Below are 25,899 nucleotides of genomic sequence, written 5' to 3' on the forward strand. Positions count from 1 at the left end.
TTCGCTCAGGTTTCGCCGCTTTTGATCAAGATCTCCGGCGTGAGCCAGCCACTACAGTGGGGCGCATGACCGTTAACCCCGCGCACACCGCCCTCTGGCCCGCCCCGCACGCGAGCGGAGCCGTCGATGCGACGGTCCACGTGCCCGGGTCCAAGTCGGTCACCAACCGCGCCCTCGTCCTCGCCGCCCTCGCCTCCGAGCCGGGCTGGCTGCGCCGCCCCCTGCGCTCACGCGACACCCTCCTGATGGCCGCCGCCCTGCGCGCGATGGGCGTCGGCATCGAGGAAGGAGTCGGCCCCGACGGCTCCGGCGAGACCTGGCGGGTGATCCCCGCCGCGCTGCACGGCCCGGCCACGATCGACGTCGGCAACGCCGGCACCGTGATGCGCTTCCTGCCCCCGGTGGCCGCGCTGGCCGACGGCGCGGTGCGCTTCGACGGCGACCCGCGCTCGTACGAGCGCCCCCTGGACGGTGTGATCGACGCTCTGCGGGCCCTCGGCGCCCGTATCGACGACGACGGCCGCGGCACGCTGCCGCTGACCGTGCACGGCGGCGGCGCGCTGGACGGCGGCCCGGTGTCGATCGACGCCTCCTCGTCGTCCCAGTTCGTCAGCGCCCTGCTGCTCTCCGCACCCCGGTTCAACCAAGGTGTGGAGGTCCGCCACACCGGCTCGACGCTGCCCTCGATGCCGCACATCCGGATGACCGTCGACATGCTGCGCGCGATCGGCGCCCAGGTCGACACACCCGAGTCCGGGGGCGAGCCCAACGTCTGGCGGGTGACGCCGGGCGCCCTGCTCGGCCGGGACCTGACGGTCGAGCCGGACCTCTCCAACGCCCAGCCCTTCCTCGCGGCCGCCCTGGTGACCGGGGGCAAGGTGGTCATCCCCGACTGGCCCGCCCGCACGACCCAGCCCGGCGACCGGTTGCGGGAGATCTTCACCGAGATGGGCGGTTCCTGCGCGCTGACCGAGCGCGGCCTGGAATTCACCGGTTCGGGTGCTCTTCACGGTATCGATGTGGACCTCGGGGAGGTCGGCGAGCTGACGCCGGGCATCACGGCGGTCGCCGCCCTCGCCGACTCCCCGTCGACGCTGCGCGGCGTGGCCCATCTGCGCCTCCACGAGACGGACCGCCTCGCCGCGCTCACCAAGGAGATCAACGAGCTGGGCGGCGACGTCACCGAGACCGCCGACGGCCTGCACATCCGCCCGCGCCGCCTGCACGGCGGCGTCTTCCACACCTACGACGACCACCGCATGGCGACCGCGGCCGCGGTCATCGGCCTGGCGGTCGACGGTGTGCAGATCGAGAACGTGGCGACGACGGCCAAGACGCTGCCGGACTTCCCCGAACTGTGGGCCGGGATGCTCGGGGACTGACGGGCGGACTGGGACCATGCGCCGCTACGGCAAGCACACCGACGAGGACGACATCCGCACCCGCCCCAACCGCAGGGGCAACCGGCCGCGCACGAACATCCGGCCCAAGCACGAGGACGCGGCCGAGGGCATGGTCCTCACCGTCGACCGGGGCCGGCTGACCTGCCTCGTCGACGACCGCACGGTCATGGCGATGAAGGCCCGCGAACTGGGCCGCAAGGCCGCCGTGGTCGGCGACCGGGTCGCCCTCGTCGGCGACCTGTCCGGCGCCAAGGACACGCTCGCCCGCATCGTCCGCATCGAGGAGCGCACGTCCCTCCTGCGCCGCACGGCCGACGACGACGATCCCTTCGAGCGGGTGGTGGTCGCCAACGCCGATCAGCTGGCCATCGTCACCGCGCTCGCCGACCCCGAGCCGCGCCCCCGTCTGATCGACCGCTGTCTGGTGGCGGCGTACGACGGCGGCCTCGAACCCCTCCTCGTGATGACGAAGTCGGATCTCGCCCCGCCCGGCAAGCTGCTGGAGCTGTACGGGGACCTGGACATCCCGTACGTGGTCACCAGCCGTGAGGAACTGGAGAACGGTGACGCCGCGGGCCGGGTGCGCGAGCATCTGGACGGCAAGGTCACCGCCTTCGTCGGGCACTCCGGCGTGGGCAAGACGACGCTGGTCAACGCGCTGGTGCCCGACGACCGCCGGCGTACGACCGGCCGTGTCAACGCCGTGACCGGCCGCGGGCGGCACACCACGACCTCCGCGCTCGCGCTGCCGCTCGCGGAGACGGACGGCTGGGTCATCGACACCCCGGGCGTACGGTCCTTCGGCCTCGCGCACATCGACCCGTCCCGGGTGATCCACGCCTTCCCGGACCTGGAGCCCGGCACCGAGGACTGCCCGCGCGCGTGCAGCCACGATGAGCCGGACTGCGCCCTGGACGCGTGGGTGGCCGAAGGTCACGCGGATCCGGCGCGGCTCTACTCCCTGCGCAGACTGCTCGCCACCCGCGAACGAAAGGAAGGGGACTGACCTCCCGGGGTTTGGGTGCCTCGCGGGCAGGTAAATTCTTACCTCGCACCGGACCGGACCCGACCGGCCGAAGCAGTCGACGTGGGGACGCGGGAGGACGACACATGGCGTGGCTGCTGGTCATCGTGGCCGGGCTCCTCGAGACCGGATTCGCCGTCTGCCTCAAGCTGTCGCACGGTTTCACCAGGCTCTGGCCCACGGTCGCGTTCTGCTGCTTCGCGCTCGGCAGCTTCGGCCTGCTCACCCTGTCCCTGAAGAAGCTGGACGTGGGCCCGGCCTACGCGGTGTGGACGGGCATCGGTGCCGCCGGAACGGCGATCTACGGCATGGTCTTCCTGGGCGACCTGGTCTCCACCCTGAAGATCGTCTCGATCACGCTGGTGATCGTGGGCGTGATCGGCCTGCAACTCTCGGGCTCGGCCCACTGAGAGACGCCGCCGCGGGCGCGGGGCTTCCCTCGATGTGCGCTCCGCCGCGTGGGGGTGCGAGGCTCCGCTCGACGTGCGGCCCAGCCGCGTACGAGAGGCGAGGTCCCGCCCGACATACGGCCCCGGCTCCGTGGCGACGCCGCCCGACCGCAGGCGACCCTCCCAGGAGCAGCCCGACGCGATCGTGGACGTGGCGACCCTGACCGGCGCGATGGTGCTGGCGCTCGGCAGCCGCACTTTCGGGATCATGTCGAACGACGACCCGGACCCGTGCCACGACCACGGCCGGCGCCCCAGTGGGCCGTCACCGCACCGGCCTCGGCAGGGCGAATCGCACCAGTTCCGCCACCCCGCTCCCCTCGCTCGGCGGAGCCGCCACGCAGGACAGGGAGAGCCGGACGACCAGCTCGCAGGCACGGGCGAGTTCCGTGACGTCCTCCTTGCCCATGCCGTGGCCGTTGATCGCGGCGACGGCCCGGTCACGGAACAGCGCCACGAAGTCCGACGGCGAGGGCAGCGGTCCGTCGGCCCGCCGCTGCGCGGGCACCGCGGAGGTGGACGGGACCGCGGAAAGCGTCGGGGAGGGCAGCCGCTCGCCCCAGCAGCCGGTGAGCATGGCGCGCACGAGCACGTTCTCCCTGGCCGCCGACGCGGTCCACACGGCGGCCGCCGTCAGCCGTTCGCGTGGCTCGGCGAGGGTGGCGAGGGCGCGATCGACACCGGCGAGGTAGCCGTCGGCCTCCCGACGCACCAGGGCCCGGGCGAGCCCTTCCTTGCTGCCGAACTCGTTGTACAGCGTCTGGCGGGAGACACCGGCCATGGCCGCCACGTCGACCATGCGCACGGTGGACCAGGGGCGGCGCAGGAGGGCCATATAGGCGGCGTCCAGTAGCGATTCCCGCGCTGCAGGCATCCTCGCCTCCCTCGGGGCCGGCGGCTCTGACGCACAGATTTGACGCGCATATCTGCACTGTCAAGAGTTCGCGGCGGCTCCCCGGGCGTGCGCCGGGCGTCGCGCGCGGTGATCGCACCACGGCAGCCGGTCCCCGGGGACGAGATGCCTGTGCTCCCGAAGATCCGCCGGGCGGTGTGGCCCTCGCGCGGAAGGGGCCGATACCGTTCGGTCATGCCCGACTATCTCGATGACCTGCGGCTCGCCCATGTACTCGCGGACGCCGCCGATGCCGCGACCATGGCCCGGTTCAAGGCGCTCGACCTCAAGGTGGAGACGAAACCGGATATGACGCCGGTGAGCGAGGCCGACAAGGGCGCCGAAGAGCTGATCCGGGGCCAGTTGCAGCGCGCCCGGCCACGCGACGCGATCCTCGGCGAGGAGTACGGCATCGAGGGCACGGGCCCGCGCCGCTGGGTCGTCGACCCCATCGACGGGACCAAGAACTACGTACGCGGTGTGCCGGTGTGGGCGACGCTGATCTCCCTCATGGAGGCGGGCGAGGGGGGCTACCAGCCCGTCGTGGGCGTGGTCTCCGCCCCCGCCCTAGGCCGCCGCTGGTGGGCCGCGAAGGGACACGGCGCCTTCACGGGCCGCAGCCTGTCCTCGGCGTCCCGGCTGCGCGTCTCGCGCGTCTCCAAACTGTCGGACGCGTCCTTCGCCTACTCCTCGCTGTCGGGCTGGGAGGAGCAGGGCAGGCTGGGCGGCTTCCTCGACCTCACGCGCGCGGTGTGGCGCACCCGCGGGTACGGCGACTTCTGGCCGTACATGATGGTCGCCGAGGGCTCGGTCGACATCTGTGCGGAGCCGGAGCTGTCGCTGTGGGACATGGCGGCGAACGCGATCATCGTCACGGAGTCCGGTGGCTCTTTCACGGGCCTGGACGGCCGCCCGGGCCCGCACAGTGGCAACGCGGCCGCGTCCAACGGCCTGCTCCACGACACCCTGCTCGACTACCTGAACGACCGGTACTAGGCATCAGGGCTGTCCCCGAGCACCGCGAGCGCCCCTGAACTCACGACGCGCGCCCTCTTGTTGACCCGCCCTTTGCCTGCAACTCTGAAAGTCCCCCACTTGTGAATTTGTGAAGCATTGCACAGGGGCGACCGGTCGGCGGCAGTCGACGGCACTCGGAGCCCTGAGCCAGTGCATTCGCGCGCATTTCTAGGAGGTGGCTCCGCCCCATGCTCGTCCGCGACGCCATGAGCACGCTGGTCCTCACCATCGGCCCCGCACACACCCTCCGCCAGGCAGCAGCCCTGATGTCCGCCCGCCGTATCGGCGCGGCCGTGGTCCTCGACCCGGACGCGGGCGGCCTCGGAATCCTCACCGAACGCGACATCCTCAATTCCGTCGGTCTCGGACAGAACCCGGACACCGAACGGGCCCACTCCCACACCACCACGGACGTCGTGTTCGCGGCGCCCACCTGGACCCTCGAAGAGGCCGCACGTGCCATGGCTCACGGTGGCTTCCGGCATCTGATCGTCCTGGATCGCGACGAAGTCGTCGGCGTCGTCTCGGTCCGCGACATCATCCGCTGCTGGGCGCCGCTCCGGGAGCGCGTCCCGGCCACGGCCCACTAGCCGCGGGCAAGCGAGAGGGCCGGAACCCCACTGGGATTCCGGCCCGTCCCCCTACGGCAAGCGGTCCAGCCCGGGTCAGCCGCGCAGGGCCTGGACTGCGGCTTCCAGGCGCTTGCCGAAGTCTCCGTCGGCCTGACGGAAGTTGTTGATCGCACGCTCGGCGATGTCGTCGCGCGAGACCTTGGCGATGAAGCCCGCCAGGTTGCCGATCAGGCGCTCCTTCTCGTCCTCGGACATCAGGCGGTAGAGGTTGCCCGCCTGCACGAAGTCGTTGTCCTCGGCGTGGACCGGTGCCGCGTGGTCGCCGGTGCCGGCCGTGAAGCCGTCGAACGACTGCCACAGCGGACGGTCCGTCTGGAAGGGGCCACCGAAGCTGTTCGGCTCGTAGTTCTTCGCGCCCTTGTGGCGGCCGTCGTAGAGGAAGCCGTCACGGGAGTGGGTGCGCGCCTCGGTGGCGTGCGGACGGTTCACCGGCAGGTGGTCGGCGTTGATCCCGACGCGGTAGCGGTGGGCGTCGCCGTACGCGAAGAGGCGGCCCTGGAGCATCTTGTCCGGGGAGGGACCGATGCCCGGCACGAAGTGCGCGGGGCTGAAGATCGACTGCTCGACCTCGGCGAAGATGTTCTCCGGGTTGCGGTTGAGCTCCAGCTTGCCGATCTCGATCGGCGGGTAGTCCTCGTGCGGCCACACCTTGGTGAGGTCGAACGGGTTGAAGCGGTAGGTCGCCGCGTCGGCCGCCGGCATGATCTGGACCTGCACGGTCCAGCTCGGGAAGTCACCCCGCTCGATGGCCTCGCGCAGGTCGCGCTGGTGGGAGTCCGGGTCCTCACCGGCGAGCTTGTTGGCCTCCGCCTGGGTGAGGTTCTTGATCCCCTGGTCGGTCTTGAAGTGGTACTTGACCCAGAAGACCTCGCCGGCCTCGTTGTTCCACTGGTAGGTGTGCGAGCCGTAGCCGTTCATGTGGCGGTACGAGGCCGGGATGCCCCGGTCGCCGAACAGCCAGGTCACCTGGTGGGTGGACTCGGGGGACAGACCCCAGAAGTCCCAGACGTTGTCCGCCTCCTGCGAGCCGGAGTACGGGTCGCGCTTCTGGGTGTGGATGAAGTCGGGGAACTTGATGGCGTCCTTGATGAAGAACACCGGAGTGTTGTTGCCGACGAGGTCGTAGTTGCCCTCTTCGGTGTAGAACTTCAGCGCCCAGCCGCGGGGGTCGCGGACGGCGTCCGCCGCACCGAGGTTGCCGGCCACGGTGGAGAAGCGCAGAAACGTCTCGGTCTGCTTGCCGACCTCGGAGAGGAACTTGGCGCGCGTGTACCGGGTGACATCTGCGGTGACCGTGAAGGTGCCGTAGGCGCCCGCACCGCGGGCGTGCACCACACGCTCCGGAATGCGCTCACGGTTGAAGTGGGCCAGCTTCTCCAGCAGGAGCTGGTCCTGGACGAGAACCGGACCTCCGACGCCCGCGGTCTCACTGTTCTGGTTGTCGGCTACTGGAGCACCGGACTCCGTCGTAAGCGGTCCCTGCGTCACGTGGGCCTCCTGCGTCACATCTGACTAACCTTGTTACCGAGCTAAAGCCGATCCCGATCCTACAATGGACAATGTCTAAGTCAAATAAAAATCCAAAGTCACACCCATTCGGAACCTGGTCCGCTTGCTGTTAAGCTGGGCTCCATGAGTGACCTGTTGGAACGGCTGCGCGGACGCGGATGGCGGATGACCGCGCAGCGACGTGTCGTGGCCGAGGTCCTCGACGGCGAGCATGTTCACCTGACAGCCGACGAGGTGCACGCCCGGGCCGTCGCCAAGCTGCCGGAGATCTCCCGGGCGACCGTCTACAACACGCTCGGCGAACTGGTCTCCCTCGGCGAGGTGCTCGAGGTCGCCACGGACAAGCGCGCCAAGCGGTACGACCCCAATGCGCACCGGCCGCACCACCATCTGGTGTGCGCCCGCTGCGGCTCGATCCGCGATGTCCATCCGAACGGGAACCCGCTCACCGACCTCCCGGAATCGGAGCGCTTCGGCTTCACGGTCTCGGACGTCGAGGTGACGTACCGCGGTCTGTGCCCGCACTGCGCGGCCGGCTGACCAAGACCGTCCGAAGGCCCCGGCACCTGCTAGGTGCCGGGGCTTTCGTGCGTGTACGAGGCCGTGGGCTCGTGGGGTGCGCATCGCCCGGCGGACCGGCGCGTGTGTCGCCGCCCACCTCGCGACGCCTCCCGGCTCCGCCGCCGTACGGGGGTACACAAAGCACCAGGGCCGGAATCCTTGAGGATTCCGGCCCTGGGCCTTCAGTAGCGGGGACAGGATTTGAACCTGCGACCTCTGGGTTATGAGCCCAGCGAGCTACCGAGCTGCTCCACCCCGCGTCGGTGAACGCAACATTACGTCAATGACGCGGACAGAGGCAAATCGCTTAAGGACGGGGCCGATCAAGGCCCCCGTCAGGCCGACAGCTCCTGCTTCAGCGCGTCCCGCAGCCGTGCCGCACGCTCGGACACCTCGGCCGGTCCGAGCGACACCGCCCGGTCGGCCCACCGCTGCCCCTCCGCCAGCTCGCCGCGGCGCGCATAGACGAGGGCCAGCCGCAGAGCCGCCCGGCCGTGCCCCGCATCGGCCGCTCGCGTCCACCACAGCGCGGCCTCCGGCTCGCTGCCCTCGCGTGCCAGCAGCAGCCCCAGGTTGAACGCACCGTTGCGCGACCCGCCCTCCGCCGCCTCGCGGTACCACCGGGCCGCTTCCACCACATCGCCGCGCATGGCGGCCAGCATCCCGACCCGGACCTGCGCCCGCCGGTGCCCCTGCGTCGCCGCCCGCTCGTACCACTCCTCGCACTCGCTCTTCTCCTGCGACGGCTCGCCCAGCTCATGGGCGGGCGCCGGCGGCCGCCGGGCGTCCAGCAGAGCGGCCAGCCGGTAGGCGGCCTCCGCGCTCCCGCCCCCGGCGGCACATCGCAGATGCCGCTCGGCCGTCAGCTCGTCCCCCTCCCGCAGCCGTGCCATCCCGACCTGGAGCGCCGCCTCGGTGTGCCCGGAGGCAGCAGCCCGCTCGTACCACCCGAGCGCCGCCTCGTCGTCGCTCCGGCCCGCATGGAGGATCCCGAGGTTGAAGGCGGCGTCCACGCTGCCCGCCTCCGCGGCCTTGGAGAACCACGGCTCGGCGCCCGTCGTGTCCCCGCCCTGGAGCAGCAGGATGGCGAGCGCGTTCGCGGCCTCCCGGTGCCCGGCGTACGCGGCCCGCCGGTACCACTGCTCGGCCTGCGCGGTCCGGCCCTGCTCGACGCAGAGCAGGGCGAGGTTGTAGGCGCCGTTAACGTCGCCCGCGTCCATCGCGGCCCGGTACCAGCGCTCGGCGGTCTGCGTCTCACCGCGCTCGGCGTGCAGCGCGCCCAGGGCGTTCGCCGCGTTGCCGTCCCCTTCCTGCGCGGCGCGCAGCCACCAGACGGCGGCGCTCTCGGTGTCCCCGGCGTCCCGCAGCAGGAAGCCGAGCGCGCAGGCCGCTCTCGGCTCACCGTCCTTCGCGCTGGTCAGGTACCAGCGTCCGGCCTCCTTGAGGGCGCCCCGCTTCTCCAGGATCGCCCCGAGGTGCAGCGCGGCCCGCCGGTGCCCGCGTGCCGCCGCCTGCCGGTACCACTGCTCCGCCTCGTCGAGGACGGGCGACTCGACACCGTTGTCACCGCCGGCCTCCTGCTCGTGCAGGGCCTTGCGGTCGAGCGCGCGCGCCAGCCGGTAGGCGGCCTCCCGGTGCCCGCGCTCGGCGGCGGCCCGCATCCACTGCTCCGCGGTCTCGTCACCGCGGTGCTCCAGCAGATCGGCCAGCGCATACGCGCCGAGGGTGTGCCCCTGCTCGGCGGACTGGCGCAGCCAGTACTCGGCCGCGGGCTCGTCGCCCCGCTCGCGGTGGTGCCGCCCGAGCGCGTGCGCGGCCGCGGCGGAACCGGCCACGGCGGCGATCCGCCACCAGCCGGCGGCCTCCTCTGCGTAGCCGCGCTGATGCAGAAGGACACCCAGGTTGTTGGCGGCGGCACGGTCACCTGCGGCGGTGGCGGCTCGCAAGTGGGGCTCGGCACCGTCGAGATCGCCACGGCGCAACAGCATGGCCCCGAGGACGCTCATCGCCTCGATCTCGCCGGCTTCGACCGCGAACCGCAGAAGTGCCTCCTCGGCGGCCTCGCCGGTCTCGTCCCGATCGGCGGACTGCACAATTCGCCCCGACTCGAACAGAGCTGCCTTCTCCCCCATAACGTCCATCGTCGCACCACCTGCAAGCCGGGTACACCTGGTATACCGCAGCTAGTGAGGTCACTTCAGCGTTTTGTCGACATGCCCACAGAGAGATAAGTCAAACACAGAATGGCCAACTCCCCACGGAACCGGTTGCACTTCCCGAGAGTCGCCAGGTCACGATGTACGCCTCGTCGTGTCGCGCGCGCACGCGAAGGGCCCGAATCCTTGATCAGGATCCGGGCCCTCGACTTCAGTAGCGGGGACAGGATTTGAACCTGCGACCTCTGGGTTATGAGCCCAGCGAGCTACCGAGCTGCTCCACCCCGCGCCGTTGTTGGTAAACCATATCACGGCGCGGGGCGGGCTCCGTTCAGCCGCCGCCGGAAGCGCTCGGGCTGCTGCTCGGTGAACTACTGGGCGAGCCGCTCGGAGCGGCGGACGGAGCGCTGCCGCCACTGCCGCCGGTCTTGCCGGCCTTGACCTGCGCATCCTCCGCCCGCTTCAGCGCGGCCTCGAGGTCCTTCTGGGCCTGGGCGTACGCCTCCCAGTCGGGCTTCTTCAGCGCCTCCTGGCCGGCGTCGAACGCCTTCTGGGCGTCCTGGAGGGCCTGTTGGACCGTCGGATTACCGGACGGAGGCGGGTTGGTGGTGCCGGTGTCCGGCGGTGTGGCGGTCGAATCCTGCGCCCCGAACACCTTGTTGAGCGCCTGGTCGAGCGTGTCCTCGAAGGCGGTGTTGCCTCCGTAGGTCACCAACACCTTGCGCAGCAGCGGGTACTTGAGCCCGCCACCGCGTACGTAGACCGGTTCCACGTACAGCAGTCCGCCGTCGAGCGGCACCGTGAGCAGGTTTCCGTACTCGATGTCCGAGTCGCCGCCCTTGAGCAGCCTGATGGACTCGGCGATGTCCTGCTCGGAGTTGAACTGGCTCTGGACCTGTTTGGGTCCGTCGACGGTCGTGCTGGTCGGCAGTTTCAGGACGCGGATCTTGCCGTAGTCACTGGTGCCCGCCTCGGAGTCGACCGTCATGAACGCGCTGAGGTTGTCACGGCCGTTGGGCGTGAACGTGGTCGTCAGCGAGAACGCCTGGGACGTCTGGTCGGGCATCTTCATGCTCAGGTAGTACGGCGGCACCGCGTCGCCCGACTTGTTGGTCGGGTCGTCCGGCACCTGCCACACCTCGCTGCCGCTGAGGAAGGTCTGCGCGTCCTTGACGTGGTAGCGGGTGAGCAGCTCGCGCTGGACCTTGAACAGGTCCTGCGGGTAGCGGAGATGGGCCATCAGCGAGGCCGAGATGTCGCTCTTGGCCTTGACCGTGCCGGGGAAGGCCTTCATCCAGGTCTTCAGGACCGGGTCCTGAGTGTCCCACTGGTAGAGCTTGACCTCGCCGGTGTACGCGTCGACGGTCGCCTTCACCGAGTTGCGGATGTAGTTGACCTGGTTCTGCTGGGCCATCACCGCGCGCTGGGTGTTGCCCGCGGTCAGGGAGTCCGCCGTGGTGTCACCGAGGGTCGTACGAGAGGCGTAGGGATAGCCGTTCGTCGTGGTGTACGCGTCGACGATCCACTGGATCCGGCCGTCGACCACCGCTGGGTAAGCGTCGCCGTCGATGGTCAGCCAGGGCGCGACTGCCTCGACACGGTCCTTGGGCGTGCGGTTGTACAGAATCCGCGAGCCCTCACCTATGGCGCCGGAGTAGAGGATCTGCGGCTCGTTGAACGCCACCGCGTACGCGGCCCGGTTGATCGGGCTGGAAAGGCTGACCCCGCTCTTGCCCCGGTAGCTGGTGGTCTTCTCACCGCTGTCGTCGGAGTAGTCGATCTCCTTCTGGGGACCGCCGACGATCGAGTACGTGTTGGTCTTCTCGCCGTAGTAGATCCGCTGCTCGTAGGTGGGCAGGTCTCCCCTGGACGGCAGGTCGGACTCGGTGAACTCGGGCTGCCCGTTGGCGTCGGCGGTGGTGCCCTTGGCGGCGACCACGCCGAAGCCGTGGGTGTAGCGGAAGTGGTCGTTGATCCAGTTCTGCTTCGGGATGCCCGCCAGGTTCAGCTCGCGCAGACCGATGACCGTGTCCTGGTCCTTGCCGTCCTTGTTGTACCGGTCGACGTCCAGGTTGGTCGGGAACGCGTAGTAGTTCTTCATCTGCTGCAGCTGCTGGAACGTCGGGGAGACGATGTTCGGGTCCAGCAGGCGGATGCTCGCCGTGGCGTCCGCGTCGTCGCGCAGCTTGGTCTTGTCCTTGGTGCTGCTCGTCCCGCTGTACTCGGTGACCTGGGCGTCGTCGATGCCGTAGGCCTCGCGGGTCGCCTTGAGGTTCTTCTCGACGTACGGCGCCTCCTTGGCCTGCTCGTTCGGCTGGACCTGGAACTTCTGCACTATCGCCGGGTAGAGCCCGCCGATGAGGATCGCCGAGAGCACCATCAGACCGAAGCCGATGACGGGCAGCTGCCAGGTGCGCCGCCACAGGGTGGCGAAGAAGAGCACCGCGCAGATGGCGGCGATGCAGAACAGGATCGTCTTGGCCGGCAGATAGGCGTTGGCGTCGACGTACCTCAGGCCCGTCCAGTTTCCGGTCGCCTTGAAGTCGCTGGACTTGACCGCGAGGCCGTACCGGTCGAGCCAGTAGGCGACCGCCTTCAGCGCGACGAAGACACCGAGCAGCACCGACAGGTGCCCGGTGGCGGCGGCCGTGGCGCGCGCTCCCGGGGAGGTGATGCGCAGACCGCCGTACAGGTAGTGCGTGAGCGCGGCGGCGATCAGCGAGAGCACCGTGGCTGCGAAGCCGAAGCCGAGCAGGAAGCGGTACCAGGGCAGGTCGAAGGCGTAGAAGGCGACGTCCAGGTGGAACTGGGGGTCCTTCTGGTGGAAGGGCACGCCGTTCACCCACATCAGCCAGGTCCGCCACTGGCTGGACGCCGAGGCGCCCGCGATCAGGCCCACCAGGGCGGTGATGCCGAGCAGCAGCCACCTCTTGTAGGGCGCGATCCCCATCCGGTAGCGGTCGAGGCTCTGCTGCTCCATGGACATGGCGCTCAGCGGCGGGCGCAGCCGGTGCGCGAGCCAGATGTTGAAGCCGACCGCGGCCGCCATCAGCAGACCGAACACGAAGAAGAGCCCGATCTTGGTCCACAACGTGGTCGTGAACACGGACGAGTACTTCACCGACCGGTACCAGAGCCATTCCGTCCAGAAGCCGGCGAACATGACGAACGCCATACCGAGGACGGCGAGGACCCCCAGTGTCATGAGGAGGGTCCGGGCACGCCGGGACGGGCGGCCCACTCTGATCCGTGGCCCCGTCGGGCCTCCGCCGCGGTCCGGCATCTGGAAAGCCAAGGTGCGCACCTCGAAGTTCGCTGTCGATTCTCCAGGCCCCGTGAAAGCGGGCCATGGAGGAGGCTCCACGATCGCGGAGCCTCACCTATGCAACTTACTGGCGCTTTACTCGGTTCCCGGATCCGGGTGGGAACGAGGCAGGATTGTGACCATGTCCAACACTCCTATGGCAGCGAACCCGCTCACCCGGGCCGTGCTCGAGATCGACGAGTACGCCTCCGGCCTCGGCTGGGACCAGCCCGCTCGCCTTTTCGCCCTCGTCGACACCGAACGGCTGCGGGCCGAGGAGCCCGCGCTCGCGGCGCAGCTCGGCCTGGAGGACGACTCCGAGGCAGTAGGCCTCACCCCCGTCGAGCAGGACGAGGTCCCCGCCGACAGGCCGCTGGACGAGTTCCTCGGCACCATCGCCTGGCCCGACGCGGTGGCCGGCTGCGCGCTCACGGTGGAGCGGCTGATGCTGCCGCCGTCCGCGGAGGCCGAGGTTCCGCAGGGCCTGAGCGAGAAGGACCTCGCGCAGTGGGTCGCCGGCCACCCCGACCGCCAGGAGGTGCGGATGACGGTGGCGGTCCTGCGGAACGGTGCGCGCGAGTCGGCGCTGCGGCTGCGCGAGAAGGACTCGGCGACGGAGGTGCTGACCGGGCGCGACCTGGTGCCGGGGCTCGCGGAGGCGCTGTCGGCGACGTTCGAGGACTGAATGCCGCGCTGAGGCGACGAGGAGGGGGCGCTCGGGGTGTCCCGGACGCGCCCTCCTCACGCCGGAGCGCTGCGCCTCAGCCCTTGGTCGTGCACTTCGGCAAATCCGCGGTGTCGCCGGTGCGGATGTCCTTCAAGGCGTTCAGGGCGTCGTCGATGGTGTTGACCTTGACGAGCCGGAGGCCCTCGGGGGTGTCCTTGGCGGCGGCCGCGCAGTTGTCCTTCGGCGTCAGGAAGTACTGGGCGCCCTGACTGCGCGCGCCGACCGTCTTCATCTCGACGCCGCCGATCGGTCCCACATGACCGGCGTCGTCGATGGTGCCGGTGCCGGCCACGAACTTGCCGCCCGTGAGATTGCCCGGGGTGAGCTTGTCGTAGATGCCGAGGGCGAACATCAGACCGGCACTCGGCCCGCCGACGTCGGCGAGCTTGATGTCGATGGTGAACGGGAACGTGTGATCGGTCCCGGCGGAGATCCCGACGATGGCCCGCTGCTGTCCGCTGTCGTGGGACGTCGTCGTGGTGATGGTCACATTCTGGGTCTTGGTGGCCGTTGTGTTCGCCTTCTCGGCGGCGGCCTGCTCCTTGGCGGGCACGATCGTGAAGACGACGTCCTGACCGGGCGTGTGCCGGGTGACCAGCTTGGCGACGTCGCCGGGCGCCTTAACCTCCGTACCGTCCACGGCCTTGATGACATCCCCCGCGTGCAGCCTGCCTTCGGCGGGCGAGCCCTTGAGAACGGTCGAGACGATCACCCAGGACTTCACCGGGACACCCAGCCGCTCCAGGGCGGCGACCTTGGCGCTCTCCTGGGACTGGCTGAACTCCTCGGCGTTCTCCTGGGTGGACTGCTCCTCGGTCTTGCCGTCCGGGTAGAGGGTGTCGTGCGGGACGACCTTGCTGTCATGCGCGAGCCATCCGTAGACGGCCTCGATCAGGTTCATGTTGTAGTCCGCGCTGGTCACCCGGACCGTGGTCATGTTCAGGTGCCCGGTCGTCGGATAGGTCTTGCGCCCGGAGATCTGCAGCACCGGCTCGCCGTCGTGCTCGGCGAGGGTGTTCACGGTCGGACCCGGGGACATCTCCGCGTACGGCACTTTGATGAACACTCCCGCGCACAGGAGCGCGATCAGCATCAGAGTCGAGGCGAGCATCGTCGCGGTGCGGCGTGGCATGGAACGACAGTACGGGACAGTCCTGTAAGCGCACCGTCGGGGCCGTCCGTACGATCGGGCGGCTCCACCTCCTGGAGCGGTCAGCCGCCCGAGTGGGACTTCTCCATGGCCTCGCAGAAACGGGCATATCCGGCGAGCTCGGAGCCGTCGCCCGCCGTCTTGCGGTTGCGGCTGGCCCAACTTCCCCACAGTCCGGCACCGATCGCAGCCACCAGCGGAATCAGCAACCAGGCGAGCGCCGCCATCTCGACCTCCCAGCCCCATGAGCGACCGCAACTGACTGATCAGCAGATTAATCATCTGCCATGTCAACGCTCACGCCAGGGGTGCGGTTACGCAACCGGAGCCCGGGTGAGAGGTTGGTCAACCATATGAGCGGCACGCCTCGGCCGAATGGCGCCCGGGCGACGGTTCTACACGCCGACCCAGTCCTCCGTCCCGTCGGAGAACCTCTGGTGCTTCCAGATGGGCACCTCGTGCTTGAGGTCGTCGATGAGTTTCCGGCAGGCGTCGAAGGCCTCGCCCCGGTGCGGGCAGGCCACCGCCACGACGACGGCGAGGTCGCCGACACGCAGGTCTCCCACCCGGTGCACGGCCGCGAGCGCCCGCACCGGGTACTCGGCGACGACCTTCTCGGCGATCCGCCGCATCTCCGCCTCGGCGCTCGGATGGCACGAGTACCCGAGCTCGTCCACGTCGGCCCCACCGTCGTGGTTCCGCACGGTCCCGACGAACAGCGCGGTCCCTCCGGCGGCGTCGTCACCGACGGCACGGAAGACCTCGTCGAGGGAGAGCGGCGTGTCGCGGATCGCGAGCAGCTTGATCGGCTCGTCCGCCGACTGCTCACCGGGGTGATCGCTGTGGGATGCCATGCGCCCATCGTGCCGCACACCACGGGCGAGGAGGAACAGACGTTTCGCCCGGCACGCGCGCGTGAGGCCTTGGTGTGTCCTACGAGAGGCAGCCCGACCCGTCAGGGGTCCGAGGGCAAAGCCGGTCGGGCCGCAGCGGTGGGCAGGGCACCCGGTGAAGACAGGCAGCGGAGGGGGAGAAGCTCGAGGCCCCGGCGCGCCGCGACACGCCCGCCTGTCAGATCCGCCGACGGGCCTTCCGCGCCCGCCGCACCACCGCGGCCGCACCCAGCAGCGCCACCGTCGCCCCCGCGGCACCGGCCGCCGTCGCGTCCTTGCGACCGAGCCGCCGCCCCACCACGGTGTGCCGCCCGGCCACCTCCTCCAGCAGCTCCGCGAGGACCTCCTCGTTCGTCCACTGCGGCCGCCATCCGGCTTCGTGCAGCCTGCTCCCGCTCACCACCCAGGGGTACATCGTGTACGCGAGGTCGCCGGCGGGCGACGGCGTGAGCCCGATCCGGTGCAGCCGGGCCGCCGCCCCCAGGGCGACCGCCGAGGGCAGCTCCATCCGCCGGATCCCGCTGAGCTCCTCGATCTCCTCCTGCTCGAGCCACCCGTCGCAGCCGACGGCCAGTTCCCCGTCCACCTTCTCCAGCACGGCGTACTCGAGGGCACTGCACAGGTCCTCGACGTGGCAGAACTGCCAGGCCGGCCGGGACCCGGCCACCACCAGCAGCCGGGGCGACTCGAAGTACCTGGTCAGCGCCGTATCCGTGCCCCCGACGAGCACGGCGGGCCGGACGACGGTGACATTGAGTCCGGGATGCGCCCGCGGGGCCCGGCGCGCGAGCCGCTCGATCTCCAGCAGGTCCCCGACCCCGGTCGCCTCCGCCGTGGCCCGCAGTTCGGCGTCCTCCGAGAGCGGGAGCTCGTTGTCTGGCAGCGCCCCGTACACCATCGAGGACGTGCACAGCACCACCCGGTGCACCCCCGCCGCCGCGGCGGCGGTCAGCACCGTCTGCGTCCCCCGGACGTTGTATGCCGTACGCGCCGCGGTGTCCGTCTCCAGGTCGAGATCGAGCGCCAGGTGCACCACGACGTCCGCGCCCCGCAGCTTCTCCGCGATCGCCGGGTCCCGCACGTCCAGGATGTGCCACTGCGCCGCCGCGCACTCGCCGCGCCGCTCGTCGATCGCCACGACCTGCTTGATCTCGTCGGACGCGGCGAGCCGCTCGGTGAGCAGCGCGCCGACGCCGGACGCGGCGCCGGTGACCGCGACCACCGGTCCGCGGACGCCCGCGGACTCGCCGGCCCGCAGCGGCGCCGCCGAGGGGCGCTGATCGTCCGACGGGCGGGCTGAATGGTTTCGCGCTCCGCGAACCTGCGGATCTGGGGAACTCACCAGGCGTCTCCAGCGGTTGTCTTCAGTACGACCGCGAAGCACGCGTGCGTACCAGGTGGCATCCATCCTGCCGCAGGCCAGGTGTCGGCGAAGCACTCAGGCCCGATCGGGCCCAGGTGTCTACGCTGGGTGGTGTTGTCGGGCAGCCAGCCGCCGGAAGGAACCGGTGGCCTTACCAGCCGAGGAATCCCGTGAGTGACACCCCATTCGGATTCGGCCTTCCGCCGGAGGAGCCGGAGAACGGCGACGAGGGCAAGAAGAAGGACCAGCAGAGCGGTGGCGGTCAGGGTCCGGCCAACCCGTTCGGTTTCGGGCCCGGAGCCGGTGGCGCCGACAATCCGCTCGCCGCGATGTTCGGTTCCCTGAACCCCACCGACCTGGGCGCCGCCTTCCAGCAGCTGGGCCAGATGCTCTCGTACGAGGGCGGCCCGGTGAACTGGGACATGGCCAAGCAGATCGCCCGCCAGACGGTCTCCCAGGGCACCCAGGACGGCACGAAGGACGTGAGCGTCGGCCCCGGCGAGCGCTCCGCCGTCGAGGAGGCGGTCCGCCTGGCCGACCTGTGGCTCGACGATGTGACGTCCCTGCCGTCCGGCGCGGGCACCGCCGTGGCCTGGAGCCGTGCGGAGTGGGTCGAGGCGACCCTGCCGGTGTGGAAGGACCTCGTCGACCCGGTCGCCGAGCGCGTCGGCGCCGCCATGGGCGATGTCCTGCCGGAGGAGATGCAGGCCATGGCCGGCCCGCTGATCGGCATGATGCGCTCGATGGGCGGCGCCATGTTCGGTACGCAGATCGGGCAGGCCGTCGGCGTGCTCGCGGGCGAGGTCGTCGGCTCGACCGACATCGGCCTGCCGCTCGGCCCGGCCGGGAAGGCCGCACTGCTGCCGCTGAACATCGAGGCCTTCGGCAAGGACCTGGGCATCCCCAAGGAGGAGGTGCGGCTGTATCTCGCGCTGCGCGAGGCCGCACACCAGCGTCTGTTCGCACACGTTCCCTGGCTGCGCTCGCACCTGTTCGGAGCGGTCGAGGGCTACGCGCGCGGCATCAAGGTCGACACGGCGAAGCTGGAGGACGTGGTCGGCCAGTTCGACCCGCAGAACCCGGAGGAGCTGCAGCAGGCGCTCCAGCAGGGCATGTTCCAGCCGGAGGACACCCCCGAGCAGAAGGCGGCCCTGGCTCGTCTGGAGACGGCCCTGGCGCTCGTCGAGGGCTGGGTGGACGCCGTGGTGCACGCGGCCGCGAAGCCGCGCCTGGCGTCCGCGGACGCGCTGCGCGAAACGCTGCGCCGCCGTCGCGCCACGGGCGGCCCGGCCGAGCAGACGTTCGCGACGCTCATCGGTCTGGAGCTGCGGCCGCGCCGGCTGCGGGACGCCGCACGCCTGTGGGCGTCCCTCACGGACGCGCGCGGTGTGGACGGCCGGGACGGCCTGTGGGCCCACCCCGACATGCTGCCGACGGCCTCCGACCTGGACGACCCCGACGGCTTCGTGCACCGTGAGCAGCTGGACTTCTCCGAACTGGACAAGATGCTCGGCGAGGCGGCGGACGGAACCAAGAAGCCGAACCTCGAGAAGGACGACGACGCCAAGGACGACGACACCGAGTGAGCCTGTACGACGACGCGGTCCGCGTGCTCAAGGAGTACGAGGACCAGGAAGAACTGCGCCAGGCGTATCTGGACCACCTCGAGGCACACCCCGACGGCCTCTGGAAGGCGTGCCACGCGGGACACCTCACCGCGAGCGGGCTGGTGATCGACCCCCGCCGCGGCCGGGTGCTGCTCACGCTGCACAAGAAGCTCAGGATGTGGCTGCAGATGGGCGGCCACTGCGAGCCGGGCGACGCCACGCTGGAGGCCGCGGCCCTGCGCGAGGCCACGGAGGAGTCCGGCGTCGCAGGTCTCGTCCTGCTGCCGGGCGGCCCGGTGCGCCTGGACCGGCACTCAATCCCTTCGCCGTGCCACTGGCACTTCGACGTCCAGTACGCGGTCCTGGCTCCGCCGGACGCGGAGCACATGATCAGCGACGAGTCGCTGGACGTCCGCTGGTTCCCCTACGACGAGGTGGTGGACGTCGCGGACGAGTCGGTCGTAGGCCTGCTGGAGGCGGCGCGCGCCAGGCTGTGAAAGAGCGAGGGGCGACCGCCGCAGCGGTCACCCCTCACCTTCGCTCAGCTCCAGACGTTGCCCTGGTTCTGGCCCCGGGCGCCGTACTGGCCCATGCCGTACTGGGCGCGCAGCCCCTGTCCGATCGCCGCGTTCTGCGGCGGCAGCAGCTCACTGGGCTGGACCAGCGCGTAGCCGTTGCCCATGAAGCTGAGCTCCCAGCCCTCGCCGGTGTTGCCCCGGCGGCGCCACACACCGGAGGAGTGCGTCTGCGCCTGCATCTGGACCCGCAGGCTCGTGGACCAGGCGACGATCGCGTCCGCGTCGCAGTTGACGTACTTGTCCGGCGTGACCTGCATCAGCAGGGGCGCGCCCGACGTCATCAGCGCGACCTTGCCGCGGCCGGTGATGTTGAGCTGGTACTTGCCGGAGCCGGAGATGCCGTACTGGCTGTCCACGGCGATGACCTCGTGGTGCAGTGAGGAGTCCATCGCCAGGACGTAGCTGCTGTCGACGGTGAGCCCGTCCCGTTCCACGTCCATGATGTGCACGTGCTGGGCGAGGTTGGCGAGGTAGACGGTGCCCTGACCGTGACAGCGCATCAGGTCCAGGCCCTCGCCGGTGTAGGCACGCGCGCGCTGCTGGCCGTGGCTCTGGTATTCGCCGTCGAACTCGATCAGCCCCTGGTAGGCCACCATGGTGCCCTTGCGCGCCAGGATGTCGTCGTGGCCCTCCAGCAGGACGCGCAGCATCTGCGAGTTCTGCAGGCTGTAGCGGTCCTGGGTCTGCTGCTCGTTGTAGCCGAAAAGCGTGCTCTGCATGGTGTGCGGTTCCCCCTCAGCCCCTGAACCGGAGGCGGTCGGTGCTGTCCTCGCTGGGCTGGACGACCACGATGCCCTGCCCGGAGAACGCCATCTGGTACGCCTCGCCGCTGCCGCGCCCGATGAGCGACTGCGCCTTGAAGCTGCGCTTGCCCTTCACCTTCAGGTTCGGGGACCAGGCCACGAGGGCGTCCGGGTCGACGTACGTCTCGTCCTCACCGCCACCGCAGTCGACGACGATCGGCTCGCCGCGGGAGGTCAGGGCCACCCAGCCCTGTCCGGAGATCTTCGTGTTCCACAGGCCCTGCCCGGCGAACTTGGCGAGCCCCTTGACGCGTTCGACACCCCACTGGAGGTGCGCGTCGAAGGCGAGCAGGTTGGTGGCGTTGACGGAGATCGCGTCACCGTTCAGGTTGATGACGACCACGTTCGCGCCGTAGTCGGCGAGGTAGAGCAGACCGTCCCCGGAGCACTTCATCAGAGGCGCGCCCTCACCGGTGATCCAGTCCCGCGCGATCTGGCGCACGGCCGGCGGGTTGGGCTCGTACTGGATGAACCCCTCGTAGGCGACCATCGACCCCACGCGCGCGAGGAGGTCGCTTCCGGTCTGCATGGCGACCTTCAGCATGTGACTGCCGTGGTTCTCCATGCGGGCGGTGACGGGTGCGGGCGCGAAGCCCGCGAGCGGCTGGTTCATGTCGGGCTCCCTCAGACCTCGTACGGCTGGACGACGACGAAATTGCCGGGCGCCGCCCGGAACTGGAGGTTGACGCTCTCCCCGGTGTCCCCGGGGTAGGCGTTGCGGCGCATCCGCACCTGGCTGGAGACGATCACCTGAGCCGCGGCGGACCAGGCGACGACGGCGTTGGAGTCCACGAAGGTCGTCGGAGTGACGGGCAGCACCACGGGCGCGCCGTGCGTCTTCACGACGATCGTCCCGGTGCCCTGGAACTGCATCGTGAACAGCGCGCCGCCGGGGATGCCGTGCCCCTCGATGCGCCGGACCTCGTGCTGGAGGGACTCGTCGAAGGCGAGGACGTTCTCCGCGGAGACGCAGATGGCGTCGCCCTGGAGCTCGATCGGATGCAGATGGGTGGCGCTCTCGGCGAGGAACACCTGGCCCTGCCCAGTACAGCGCATCAACTGCATCTCCTGGCCGGTCGCGTTGCCCACGATCCGCCCGGCGAAACCGGCGCCCTTATAGCTGAAGTCGACCTTCCCCTGGTACAGCACCATGCTGCCCTGCCGGGCCAGCACTGGCTGGCCGCCGATACCGAGGTCGACCCGGACGAGCTTCTTGTTCTGCTGCGTCCACCGCTGCCCGGTCGGCGTCTCCTTGAAGACCTGCAGCGCCGCGGTCACCCCGGCACCGGCCTGAGGTGCGCCCTGGGGAGCACCGTACGGGGAGGGTGCCGCGGGCTGACCGGCGTACTGTCCCGGGACCTGCCCGTACGACGGCTGCTGGCCGTAACCGGGGGGCGCGGCCGGGGGCTGCTGACCGTAACCGGGCGGCATCGGGGCGGACGTCTGTCCCCCGTAGCCGGGCGGCGGGCCCGGCTGCCCGGGCGGCTGGACGTAGGGCGCGGGCCCGGGCGGCGGAACCGTACCGCCGGGCGGCGTGCTCAGGGGCGCCACGATGGTGGGTGCGGCGTGCACGGACGGCACCGGGGCCGGGGCGGGCGGCGCGGGGGCCGGCGGGGGCGGGAAGCCCTGCGGGGCCGGCTGCGGCGGCGCCGGAGCGGGGGTGGACGGGGCGGCGAACGCGGGCGGCGCGGCGGCCTGCGCGGGCGGCGCGAATCCCGGGGCGGCACCGGACTGGGGCTGCTGCGGTGCGGGCGTCTCCTCTTCGAGGACCTCGCCGCCGAAGTTCTTCAGCAACGCGTCGAGTCCGCCGTCGAATCCCTGGCCGACCGCGGCGAACCGCCAGACGTCCTTGAGGTAGAAGTCGCCCAGCATCACGGCGCGTTCGGTGGTGAACTCCGAGCCGTTGAAGGAGTACCGTGCCACCTCCTCGCCGCCCGCGACGATACGGATGTATCCGGGATTGATCTGCGACATCTGCCCGTTGCCGTCCACCGTCGCCGTGAACGACAGCTTATGGATCTGCGGCGGGATCCTGTCGAGCGTGACCCGGAAGGACTCCGTGTCACCCGCCTGCGAACCGAGGAGCTGAATGGCCTCCTCCGGCGTCTTCGGCTGGTTGAAGAAGACGAAGTAGCGGTCGTCCGAGAGCCGTTCGTCGGCGTCCAGACCGAAGCAGCTGATGTCGAAGGTCAGTCCGGGTCCGGAGATCTGCACACCTACATACAGATCCGTTCCCGAGGTGAGGTCACTGACCCTGGCCTTGTGGCCGCGTTGGAATTCCCTGGCCATGCGTAACGACCGTCCCCCATCCCGAATATGAGTGCGTCGCGTCAGGCTAGCCGCAAACGCCGCGAGTGGAAGAAGCCGGTACAGACCCGGTACACAACCGCATCTTCGGTGGCGCCGCGGGACATCGGGCCGGTGTCCGGGCTACTCCTCGGCAGGCGCGGGCTGATGCGGCAGCCGGTCGGCCGCGACAACGCCCTCCAGGTAGCCGCGGGCGCGCTCGGTGCGCGGGTACGCCTCCAGCAGCCGCCAGAACCGCGGGCCGTGCCCCGGCACCAGCAGATGCGCGAGCTCGTGCAGGAGGACATAGTCGACGACGTAGTCGGGCATGCCCTGCAGCCGGTGCGACAGACGGATGCTGCCTTCGGAGGGGGTGCACGAACCCCAGCGCGTGTTCTGGTTGGTGACCCAGCGCACCGAGGTGGGCCGCGCCCGGCCGTCGAAGTACTGCACCGAAAGCCGCTCGGCACGCTCGGCGAGCTCCGCGTCACCGATGACCCGCTTGTTCTCCTGCGCGGCCAGTTTGGCGAGCATGAGGTTCACCCAGCGCTGCTCCTCCGCCTCCGACATCCGGGCAGGGATCAGCACGATGGTGCGGTCGCCCTCGCGGTACGCGGAGACAGTCCTGCGGCGACGCGCACTCCTGCGTACCTCGATCGCGCTCGCCCCTGAGCCGCTCGGCGGCTGGCTCGTCGTGCTGCGCTGTGGGTTTCCGGCGCGATGCAGTGGTTCGGCGGGCACGCCCCGACGTTACCTGCTGCACATGGGGGAAGTCCCGCCTCCGGGACGGTTCCGTTTGGATCCACACCCGGGACCGCTCGTTTTGTAAGACCAATGTCCCCGCCTGTGGACAACTTTCCGCACACCGCGCTCCGCCTGGGCATCCTGGCATGCGTCGGCAGACGACGACATCTGCTGACGATCAATGACATAACCATGCATTACAGACAACGGGGGTCGGTCATGCATCCGATGGTGAAGCCCGCGCTGCGGCGCGGCTGGCGCGATCTGAACACCGTCCAGTTCGGGATGGCACCCGCGCATGCGATGGTGCTGGGCCCGGTGGACACCGCGACGGGCAGTTTTCTCCCCCTGCTCGACGGCACCCGCGGGTTGTCGCTGCTGCGCGAGGAAGGCCGCCGGATGGGCCTGCCCGAGGGGCACGTCGACGCACTCGTGGACAACCTCTCGGGCGCGGGGCTGCTCGACGACGCGACCGGCGGCGGCCCGCAGGCAGACGCGCTGCGCGCGAAAGCCGCCGTCCTGGACCGCCTCCGGCCGGATCTGGCATCACTGTCGCTGGTCGCCCGCAGACCGGGGGAACCCGCCCGGCGCCTGGCCGCCCGCCGCTCCCTGCGCGTCCAGGTCCGCGGTGCCGGCCGCGTGGGGACCGTCCTGGCCTCGTTGCTCGCGGGCGCCGGCGTCGGCGAGGTCGATGTCCGCGACACCGGCTGTGTCGAGCCATGGGACGTGGCACCCGGCGGACTGCCCGCGGACTCCATCGGCGAGCGCAGGGACCAGGCGGCCCGCCGCGCGGTCCGCGCTGCCGTCCCGGACCGGCCACCACGCCGGCAGCGGGCATCCCGGCACTCTCCCCACGACGACGGGGACGCGGGTTACTCCCTGGTGGTCCTGGCCCCACGCGACGGCCTCGACATCCACGCACCCGACCCGTTCCACGCCGAGCCGTTGATCGCCTCCGGCACCCCGCATCTGTACGCGGGTGTCGCGGAGGGCACGGGAATCGTCGGCCCATTCGTCGTCCCCGGCGAGACGAGTTGCGCGGGCTGCCTCGACCGGGGGCGGGCCGACCGGGACGAGACCTGGCCGCGTCTGGTCGCCCAATGGCGCTCCGGACGCCCTCGGCAGGTCCAGGCATGCGACCTCGCCCTGGCATCCGCCGTCGCGTCGGTCGCCGCCGGGCACGCGCTCGCCTTCCTGGACGGCGAGTCCCCCTCCAGCGCGGGCGTCCGCTGGGAGGCCTCCGTGCCCCGACTCGACTGGCATGCGCGACCCGTCTGGGCCCATCCCGCATGCGGGTGCGGTGCAGCGGAGAAAGGTAAGGAGGAACACACCTCAAAGGACGGGGAGCCGCACGAGACAATGGCAGAGCAACGGCCATTGAGGAACGTGTCCCGCACGACACACGCGGCACGGCGGTCTGGGACTTGGAGGGCGCATGTCTGATCTTCCCCGGAAGGCGGTCACCCGGACCGCCAAGCTCGCCGCGCTCCCGCTCGGTTTCGCCGGGCGGGCCACTTGGGGACTGGGCAAACGGATCGTCGGGGAGTCCGCGGAGATCGTCGGCCGCGAACTCCAGCAACGCACGGCCGAGCAGCTGTTCAAGGTGCTCGGCGAGCTGAAGGGCGGCGCCATGAAGTTCGGGCAGGCGCTGTCCGTCTTCGAGTCGGCGCTGCCCGAGGAGGTCGCCGGACCGTATCGCGCCGCGCTGACAAAGCTTCAGGAGGCGGCCCCGCCGATGCCGACGCGCACGGTGCACGCGGTACTGGAGGAGCGCCTCGGCGAGGACTGGCACGAGCTGTTCCTGGAATTCGAGGACAAGCCGGCCGCGGCGGCCTCGATCGGCCAGGTGCACCGCGCGGTGTGGCACGACGGACGCGAGGTCGCGGTCAAGGTGCAGTACCCGGGCGCCGGCGACGCGCTGCTCTCCGATCTGACCCAGCTCAGCCGGTTCGCCCGCCTGCTCGGTCCCCTGATCCCGGGCATGGACATCAAGCCGTTGATCGCGGAACTGCGGGACCGGGTCTCGGAGGAACTCGACTACGGCCTGGAAGCACAGGCACAGCAGGCGCATGCGGAGGAGTTCGCGGGCGACCCGGACGTCCTGGTGCCGGCGGTGGTGCACCAGTGCGACCAGGTTCTGGTGACCGAGTGGATCGACGGCATAGCTCTGTCAGAGGTGATCTCCGGCGGTACCCAGGAACAGCGGGACCGAGCCGGTCAGCTGCTGGCCCGCTTCCTCTTCTCGGGCCCGGCCCGCACGGGTTTGCTGCACGCCGACCCGCACCCCGGCAACTTCCGTCTCGTGCCCGGCCTCGACGGCGGCACCCGCCAGGAGGACTGGCGCCTGGGCGTGCTGGACTTCGGTACGGTCGACCGTCTCCCCGGCGGCCTGCCGACCCCGATCGGCCACTCGCTGCGCATGACCCTGGAGGGCGATGCCCAGTCGGTCTACGAACTGCTCTGTGCCGAGGGCTTCGTGAAGGAAACCATCGAACTCGACCCCGACGCGGTCCTCGACTATCTCCTCCCGATCATCGAACCCGCCGAGGCCGACGCGTTCACCTTCAGCCGCAGCTGGATGCGCAGCCAGGCGGCCCGGGTCGCCGACCCCCGCTCCCCCGCCTACCAGCTGGGCAAACAGCTGAACCTGCCCCCGGCGTACCTCCTCATACACCGGGTGACCCTGAGCACGATCGGTGTGCTGTGCCAACTGGGTGCCACGGTCCGTCTGCGGGACGAGCTGGAAGAGTGGCTTCCGGGCTTCCTGCCGGAGGAGGAATCCGCGGCGGAGGCCTGAGCGA

Annotated in this window: 23 protein-coding genes, 2 tRNA genes and 1 pseudogene; 12 read left to right on the top strand and 14 right to left on the bottom strand. The window is 70.3% G+C overall.

From position 1 onward, the window contains the following. Positions 1-65 precede the first annotated feature (65 nt). From aroA to ACQEXA_RS21215, 4 genes and pseudogenes are all read left to right on the top strand, one after another. Positions 66-1,382: a 3-phosphoshikimate 1-carboxyvinyltransferase gene (aroA, locus tag ACQEXA_RS21200; RefSeq protein ID WP_432932289.1), complete on the top strand. Its 1,317-nt coding sequence runs from the start codon at positions 66-68 to the stop codon at positions 1,380-1,382. Positions 1,383-1,398: 16 nt separating this feature from the next. Further along, entirely contained in the window at positions 1,399-2,409 is a 1,011-nt protein-coding gene (gene rsgA / locus ACQEXA_RS21205; RefSeq protein ID WP_432932287.1) for a ribosome small subunit-dependent GTPase A, read from the top strand. A 104-nt stretch (positions 2,410-2,513) separates the two neighbouring features. Then, on the top strand, positions 2,514-2,837 hold the full coding sequence (locus ACQEXA_RS21210) for a DMT family transporter (RefSeq protein ID WP_359395917.1): 324 nt from the start codon (positions 2,514-2,516) through the stop codon (positions 2,835-2,837). 154 nt (positions 2,838-2,991) lie between these two features. Beyond that, positions 2,992-3,099: pseudogene (locus tag ACQEXA_RS21215) on the top strand (hypothetical protein); the annotation flags it as partial. 42 nt (positions 3,100-3,141) lie between these two features. On the opposite strand, the gene ACQEXA_RS21220 reads toward ACQEXA_RS21215, so the two are convergent. Continuing rightward, on the bottom strand, positions 3,142-3,750 hold the full coding sequence (locus tag ACQEXA_RS21220) for a TetR/AcrR family transcriptional regulator (RefSeq protein ID WP_432932284.1): 609 nt from the start codon (positions 3,748-3,750) through the stop codon (positions 3,142-3,144). 213 nt (positions 3,751-3,963) lie between these two features. Between ACQEXA_RS21220 and hisN the strand changes: the two genes are divergently transcribed. Further along, complete coding sequence (hisN, locus tag ACQEXA_RS21225) at positions 3,964-4,764, top strand: histidinol-phosphatase (RefSeq protein WP_359395919.1); 801 nt, start codon at positions 3,964-3,966, stop codon at positions 4,762-4,764. A 209-nt stretch (positions 4,765-4,973) separates the two neighbouring features. Beyond that, positions 4,974-5,375 carry a CBS domain-containing protein gene (locus ACQEXA_RS21230; protein WP_359395921.1) on the top strand — a complete coding sequence of 134 codons (402 nt, stop codon included), beginning with the start codon at positions 4,974-4,976 and terminating at the stop codon, positions 5,373-5,375. A 75-nt stretch (positions 5,376-5,450) separates the two neighbouring features. Here ACQEXA_RS21230 and ACQEXA_RS21235 read toward each other — a convergent pair whose 3' ends face one another. Next, the gene (locus ACQEXA_RS21235) at positions 5,451-6,923 is read right to left on the bottom strand and encodes a catalase (RefSeq protein ID WP_360995633.1); all 1,473 of its coding nucleotides are present in this window, start codon (positions 6,921-6,923) and stop codon (positions 5,451-5,453) included. 126 nt (positions 6,924-7,049) lie between these two features. On the opposite strand from ACQEXA_RS21235, the gene ACQEXA_RS21240 reads away from it, so the two are divergent. Continuing rightward, the gene (locus tag ACQEXA_RS21240) at positions 7,050-7,466 is read left to right on the top strand and encodes a Fur family transcriptional regulator (protein WP_432932281.1); all 417 of its coding nucleotides are present in this window, start codon (positions 7,050-7,052) and stop codon (positions 7,464-7,466) included. Positions 7,467-7,673: 207 nt separating this feature from the next. On the opposite strand, the gene ACQEXA_RS21245 is transcribed toward ACQEXA_RS21240, so the two are convergent. From ACQEXA_RS21245 to ACQEXA_RS21260, 4 genes are all read right to left on the bottom strand, one after another. After that, positions 7,674-7,747, bottom strand: a tRNA-Met gene (locus ACQEXA_RS21245). Between the two features lie 75 nt (positions 7,748-7,822). Beyond that, entirely contained in the window at positions 7,823-9,628 is a 1,806-nt protein-coding gene (locus ACQEXA_RS21250) for a tetratricopeptide repeat protein (RefSeq protein WP_432932279.1), read from the bottom strand. Positions 9,629-9,858: 230 nt separating this feature from the next. After that, a tRNA-Met gene (locus tag ACQEXA_RS21255) sits at positions 9,859-9,932 on the bottom strand. A 42-nt stretch (positions 9,933-9,974) separates the two neighbouring features. Continuing rightward, the gene (locus ACQEXA_RS21260) at positions 9,975-12,947 is read right to left on the bottom strand and encodes a UPF0182 family membrane protein (protein WP_432932277.1); all 2,973 of its coding nucleotides are present in this window, start codon (positions 12,945-12,947) and stop codon (positions 9,975-9,977) included. Positions 12,948-13,089: 142 nt separating this feature from the next. Between ACQEXA_RS21260 and ACQEXA_RS21265 the strand changes: the two genes are divergently transcribed. Next, positions 13,090-13,632, top strand: a complete 543-nt coding sequence (locus ACQEXA_RS21265) for a PPA1309 family protein (protein ID WP_432932275.1) — start codon at positions 13,090-13,092, stop codon at positions 13,630-13,632. Between the two features lie 76 nt (positions 13,633-13,708). On the opposite strand, the gene ACQEXA_RS21270 is transcribed toward ACQEXA_RS21265, so the two are convergent. From ACQEXA_RS21270 to ACQEXA_RS21285, 4 genes are all read right to left on the bottom strand, one after another. Continuing rightward, positions 13,709-14,806, bottom strand: coding sequence for a YlbL family protein (locus ACQEXA_RS21270; RefSeq protein WP_432932273.1), 1,098 nt, complete (start codon positions 14,804-14,806; stop codon positions 13,709-13,711). 80 nt (positions 14,807-14,886) lie between these two features. Then, positions 14,887-15,051 carry a hypothetical protein gene (locus ACQEXA_RS21275; RefSeq protein ID WP_359395934.1) on the bottom strand — a complete coding sequence of 55 codons (165 nt, stop codon included), beginning with the start codon at positions 15,049-15,051 and terminating at the stop codon, positions 14,887-14,889. A gap of 168 nt (positions 15,052-15,219) precedes the next feature. Then, positions 15,220-15,678, bottom strand: coding sequence for a molybdenum cofactor biosynthesis protein MoaE (locus tag ACQEXA_RS21280; RefSeq protein ID WP_432932271.1), 459 nt, complete (start codon positions 15,676-15,678; stop codon positions 15,220-15,222). A gap of 217 nt (positions 15,679-15,895) precedes the next feature. Continuing rightward, positions 15,896-17,059, bottom strand: coding sequence for an SDR family oxidoreductase (locus ACQEXA_RS21285; RefSeq protein WP_432932269.1), 1,164 nt, complete (start codon positions 17,057-17,059; stop codon positions 15,896-15,898). Between the two features lie 191 nt (positions 17,060-17,250). Between ACQEXA_RS21285 and ACQEXA_RS21290 the strand changes: the two genes are divergently transcribed. Then, on the top strand, positions 17,251-18,666 hold the full coding sequence (locus tag ACQEXA_RS21290) for a zinc-dependent metalloprotease (protein ID WP_432932267.1): 1,416 nt from the start codon (positions 17,251-17,253) through the stop codon (positions 18,664-18,666). Further along, entirely contained in the window at positions 18,663-19,184 is a 522-nt protein-coding gene (locus ACQEXA_RS21295; RefSeq protein ID WP_433130771.1) for an NUDIX hydrolase, read from the top strand. Before ACQEXA_RS21290 ends, ACQEXA_RS21295 begins: the two co-directional genes overlap by 4 nt. A 44-nt stretch (positions 19,185-19,228) precedes the next feature. On the opposite strand, the gene ACQEXA_RS21300 is transcribed toward ACQEXA_RS21295, so the two are convergent. The 4 genes from ACQEXA_RS21300 to ACQEXA_RS21315 form a co-directional block, all read right to left on the bottom strand. Beyond that, a complete protein-coding gene (locus tag ACQEXA_RS21300) occupies positions 19,229-19,984 on the bottom strand; it encodes an AIM24 family protein (protein WP_432932263.1) in 756 nt (251 codons plus the stop codon). Between the two features lie 16 nt (positions 19,985-20,000). Next, positions 20,001-20,681, bottom strand: a complete 681-nt coding sequence (locus tag ACQEXA_RS21305) for an AIM24 family protein (protein WP_359395946.1) — start codon at positions 20,679-20,681, stop codon at positions 20,001-20,003. A gap of 11 nt (positions 20,682-20,692) precedes the next feature. After that, positions 20,693-22,357, bottom strand: coding sequence for a TerD family protein (locus tag ACQEXA_RS21310; protein ID WP_433130773.1), 1,665 nt, complete (start codon positions 22,355-22,357; stop codon positions 20,693-20,695). Between the two features lie 141 nt (positions 22,358-22,498). After that, on the bottom strand, positions 22,499-23,095 hold the full coding sequence (locus ACQEXA_RS21315; RefSeq protein ID WP_359395950.1) for a M48 metallopeptidase family protein: 597 nt from the start codon (positions 23,093-23,095) through the stop codon (positions 22,499-22,501). A gap of 222 nt (positions 23,096-23,317) precedes the next feature. Between ACQEXA_RS21315 and ACQEXA_RS21320 the strand changes: the two genes are divergently transcribed. After that, the gene (locus ACQEXA_RS21320; RefSeq protein WP_432932259.1) at positions 23,318-24,541 is read left to right on the top strand and encodes a TOMM precursor leader peptide-binding protein; all 1,224 of its coding nucleotides are present in this window, start codon (positions 23,318-23,320) and stop codon (positions 24,539-24,541) included. Beyond that, entirely contained in the window at positions 24,534-25,895 is a 1,362-nt protein-coding gene (locus tag ACQEXA_RS21325) for an ABC1 kinase family protein (RefSeq protein WP_432932257.1), read from the top strand. Before ACQEXA_RS21320 ends, ACQEXA_RS21325 begins: the two co-directional genes overlap by 8 nt. The last annotated feature ends 4 nt before the right edge of the window (positions 25,896-25,899 follow it).

The sequence above is a fragment of the Streptomyces sp. CA-106110 genome (genome assembly GCF_050936285.1).
Lineage (GTDB): Bacteria > Actinomycetota > Actinomycetes > Streptomycetales > Streptomycetaceae > Streptomyces.

Bases quoted from the DNA above. Each gene is read 5' to 3' on its own strand.
- aroA (WP_432932289.1), top strand. From the start codon at position 66: ATGACCGTTAACCCCGCGCACACCGCCCTCTGGCCCGCCCCGCACGCG.
- ACQEXA_RS21240 (WP_432932281.1), top strand. From the start codon at position 7,050: ATGAGTGACCTGTTGGAACGGCTGCGCGGACGCGGATGGCGGATGACC.
- ACQEXA_RS21220 (WP_432932284.1), bottom strand. From the start codon at position 3,750: ATGCCTGCAGCGCGGGAATCGCTACTGGACGCCGCCTATATGGCCCTC.
- ACQEXA_RS21300 (WP_432932263.1), bottom strand. From the start codon at position 19,984: ATGCAGAGCACGCTTTTCGGCTACAACGAGCAGCAGACCCAGGACCGC.
- ACQEXA_RS21325 (WP_432932257.1), top strand. From the start codon at position 24,534: ATGTCTGATCTTCCCCGGAAGGCGGTCACCCGGACCGCCAAGCTCGCC.
- ACQEXA_RS21275 (WP_359395934.1), bottom strand. From the start codon at position 15,051: ATGGCGGCGCTCGCCTGGTTGCTGATTCCGCTGGTGGCTGCGATCGGT.
- rsgA (WP_432932287.1), top strand. From the start codon at position 1,399: ATGCGCCGCTACGGCAAGCACACCGACGAGGACGACATCCGCACCCGC.
- ACQEXA_RS21210 (WP_359395917.1), top strand. From the start codon at position 2,514: ATGGCGTGGCTGCTGGTCATCGTGGCCGGGCTCCTCGAGACCGGATTC.
- hisN (WP_359395919.1), top strand. From the start codon at position 3,964: ATGCCCGACTATCTCGATGACCTGCGGCTCGCCCATGTACTCGCGGAC.
- ACQEXA_RS21305 (WP_359395946.1), bottom strand. From the start codon at position 20,681: ATGAACCAGCCGCTCGCGGGCTTCGCGCCCGCACCCGTCACCGCCCGC.
- ACQEXA_RS21320 (WP_432932259.1), top strand. From the start codon at position 23,318: ATGCATCCGATGGTGAAGCCCGCGCTGCGGCGCGGCTGGCGCGATCTG.
- ACQEXA_RS21250 (WP_432932279.1), bottom strand. From the start codon at position 9,628: ATGGACGTTATGGGGGAGAAGGCAGCTCTGTTCGAGTCGGGGCGAATT.
- ACQEXA_RS21265 (WP_432932275.1), top strand. From the start codon at position 13,090: ATGTCCAACACTCCTATGGCAGCGAACCCGCTCACCCGGGCCGTGCTC.
- ACQEXA_RS21270 (WP_432932273.1), bottom strand. From the start codon at position 14,806: ATGCCACGCCGCACCGCGACGATGCTCGCCTCGACTCTGATGCTGATC.
- ACQEXA_RS21310 (WP_433130773.1), bottom strand. From the start codon at position 22,357: ATGGCCAGGGAATTCCAACGCGGCCACAAGGCCAGGGTCAGTGACCTC.
- ACQEXA_RS21280 (WP_432932271.1), bottom strand. From the start codon at position 15,678: ATGGCATCCCACAGCGATCACCCCGGTGAGCAGTCGGCGGACGAGCCG.
- ACQEXA_RS21230 (WP_359395921.1), top strand. From the start codon at position 4,974: ATGCTCGTCCGCGACGCCATGAGCACGCTGGTCCTCACCATCGGCCCC.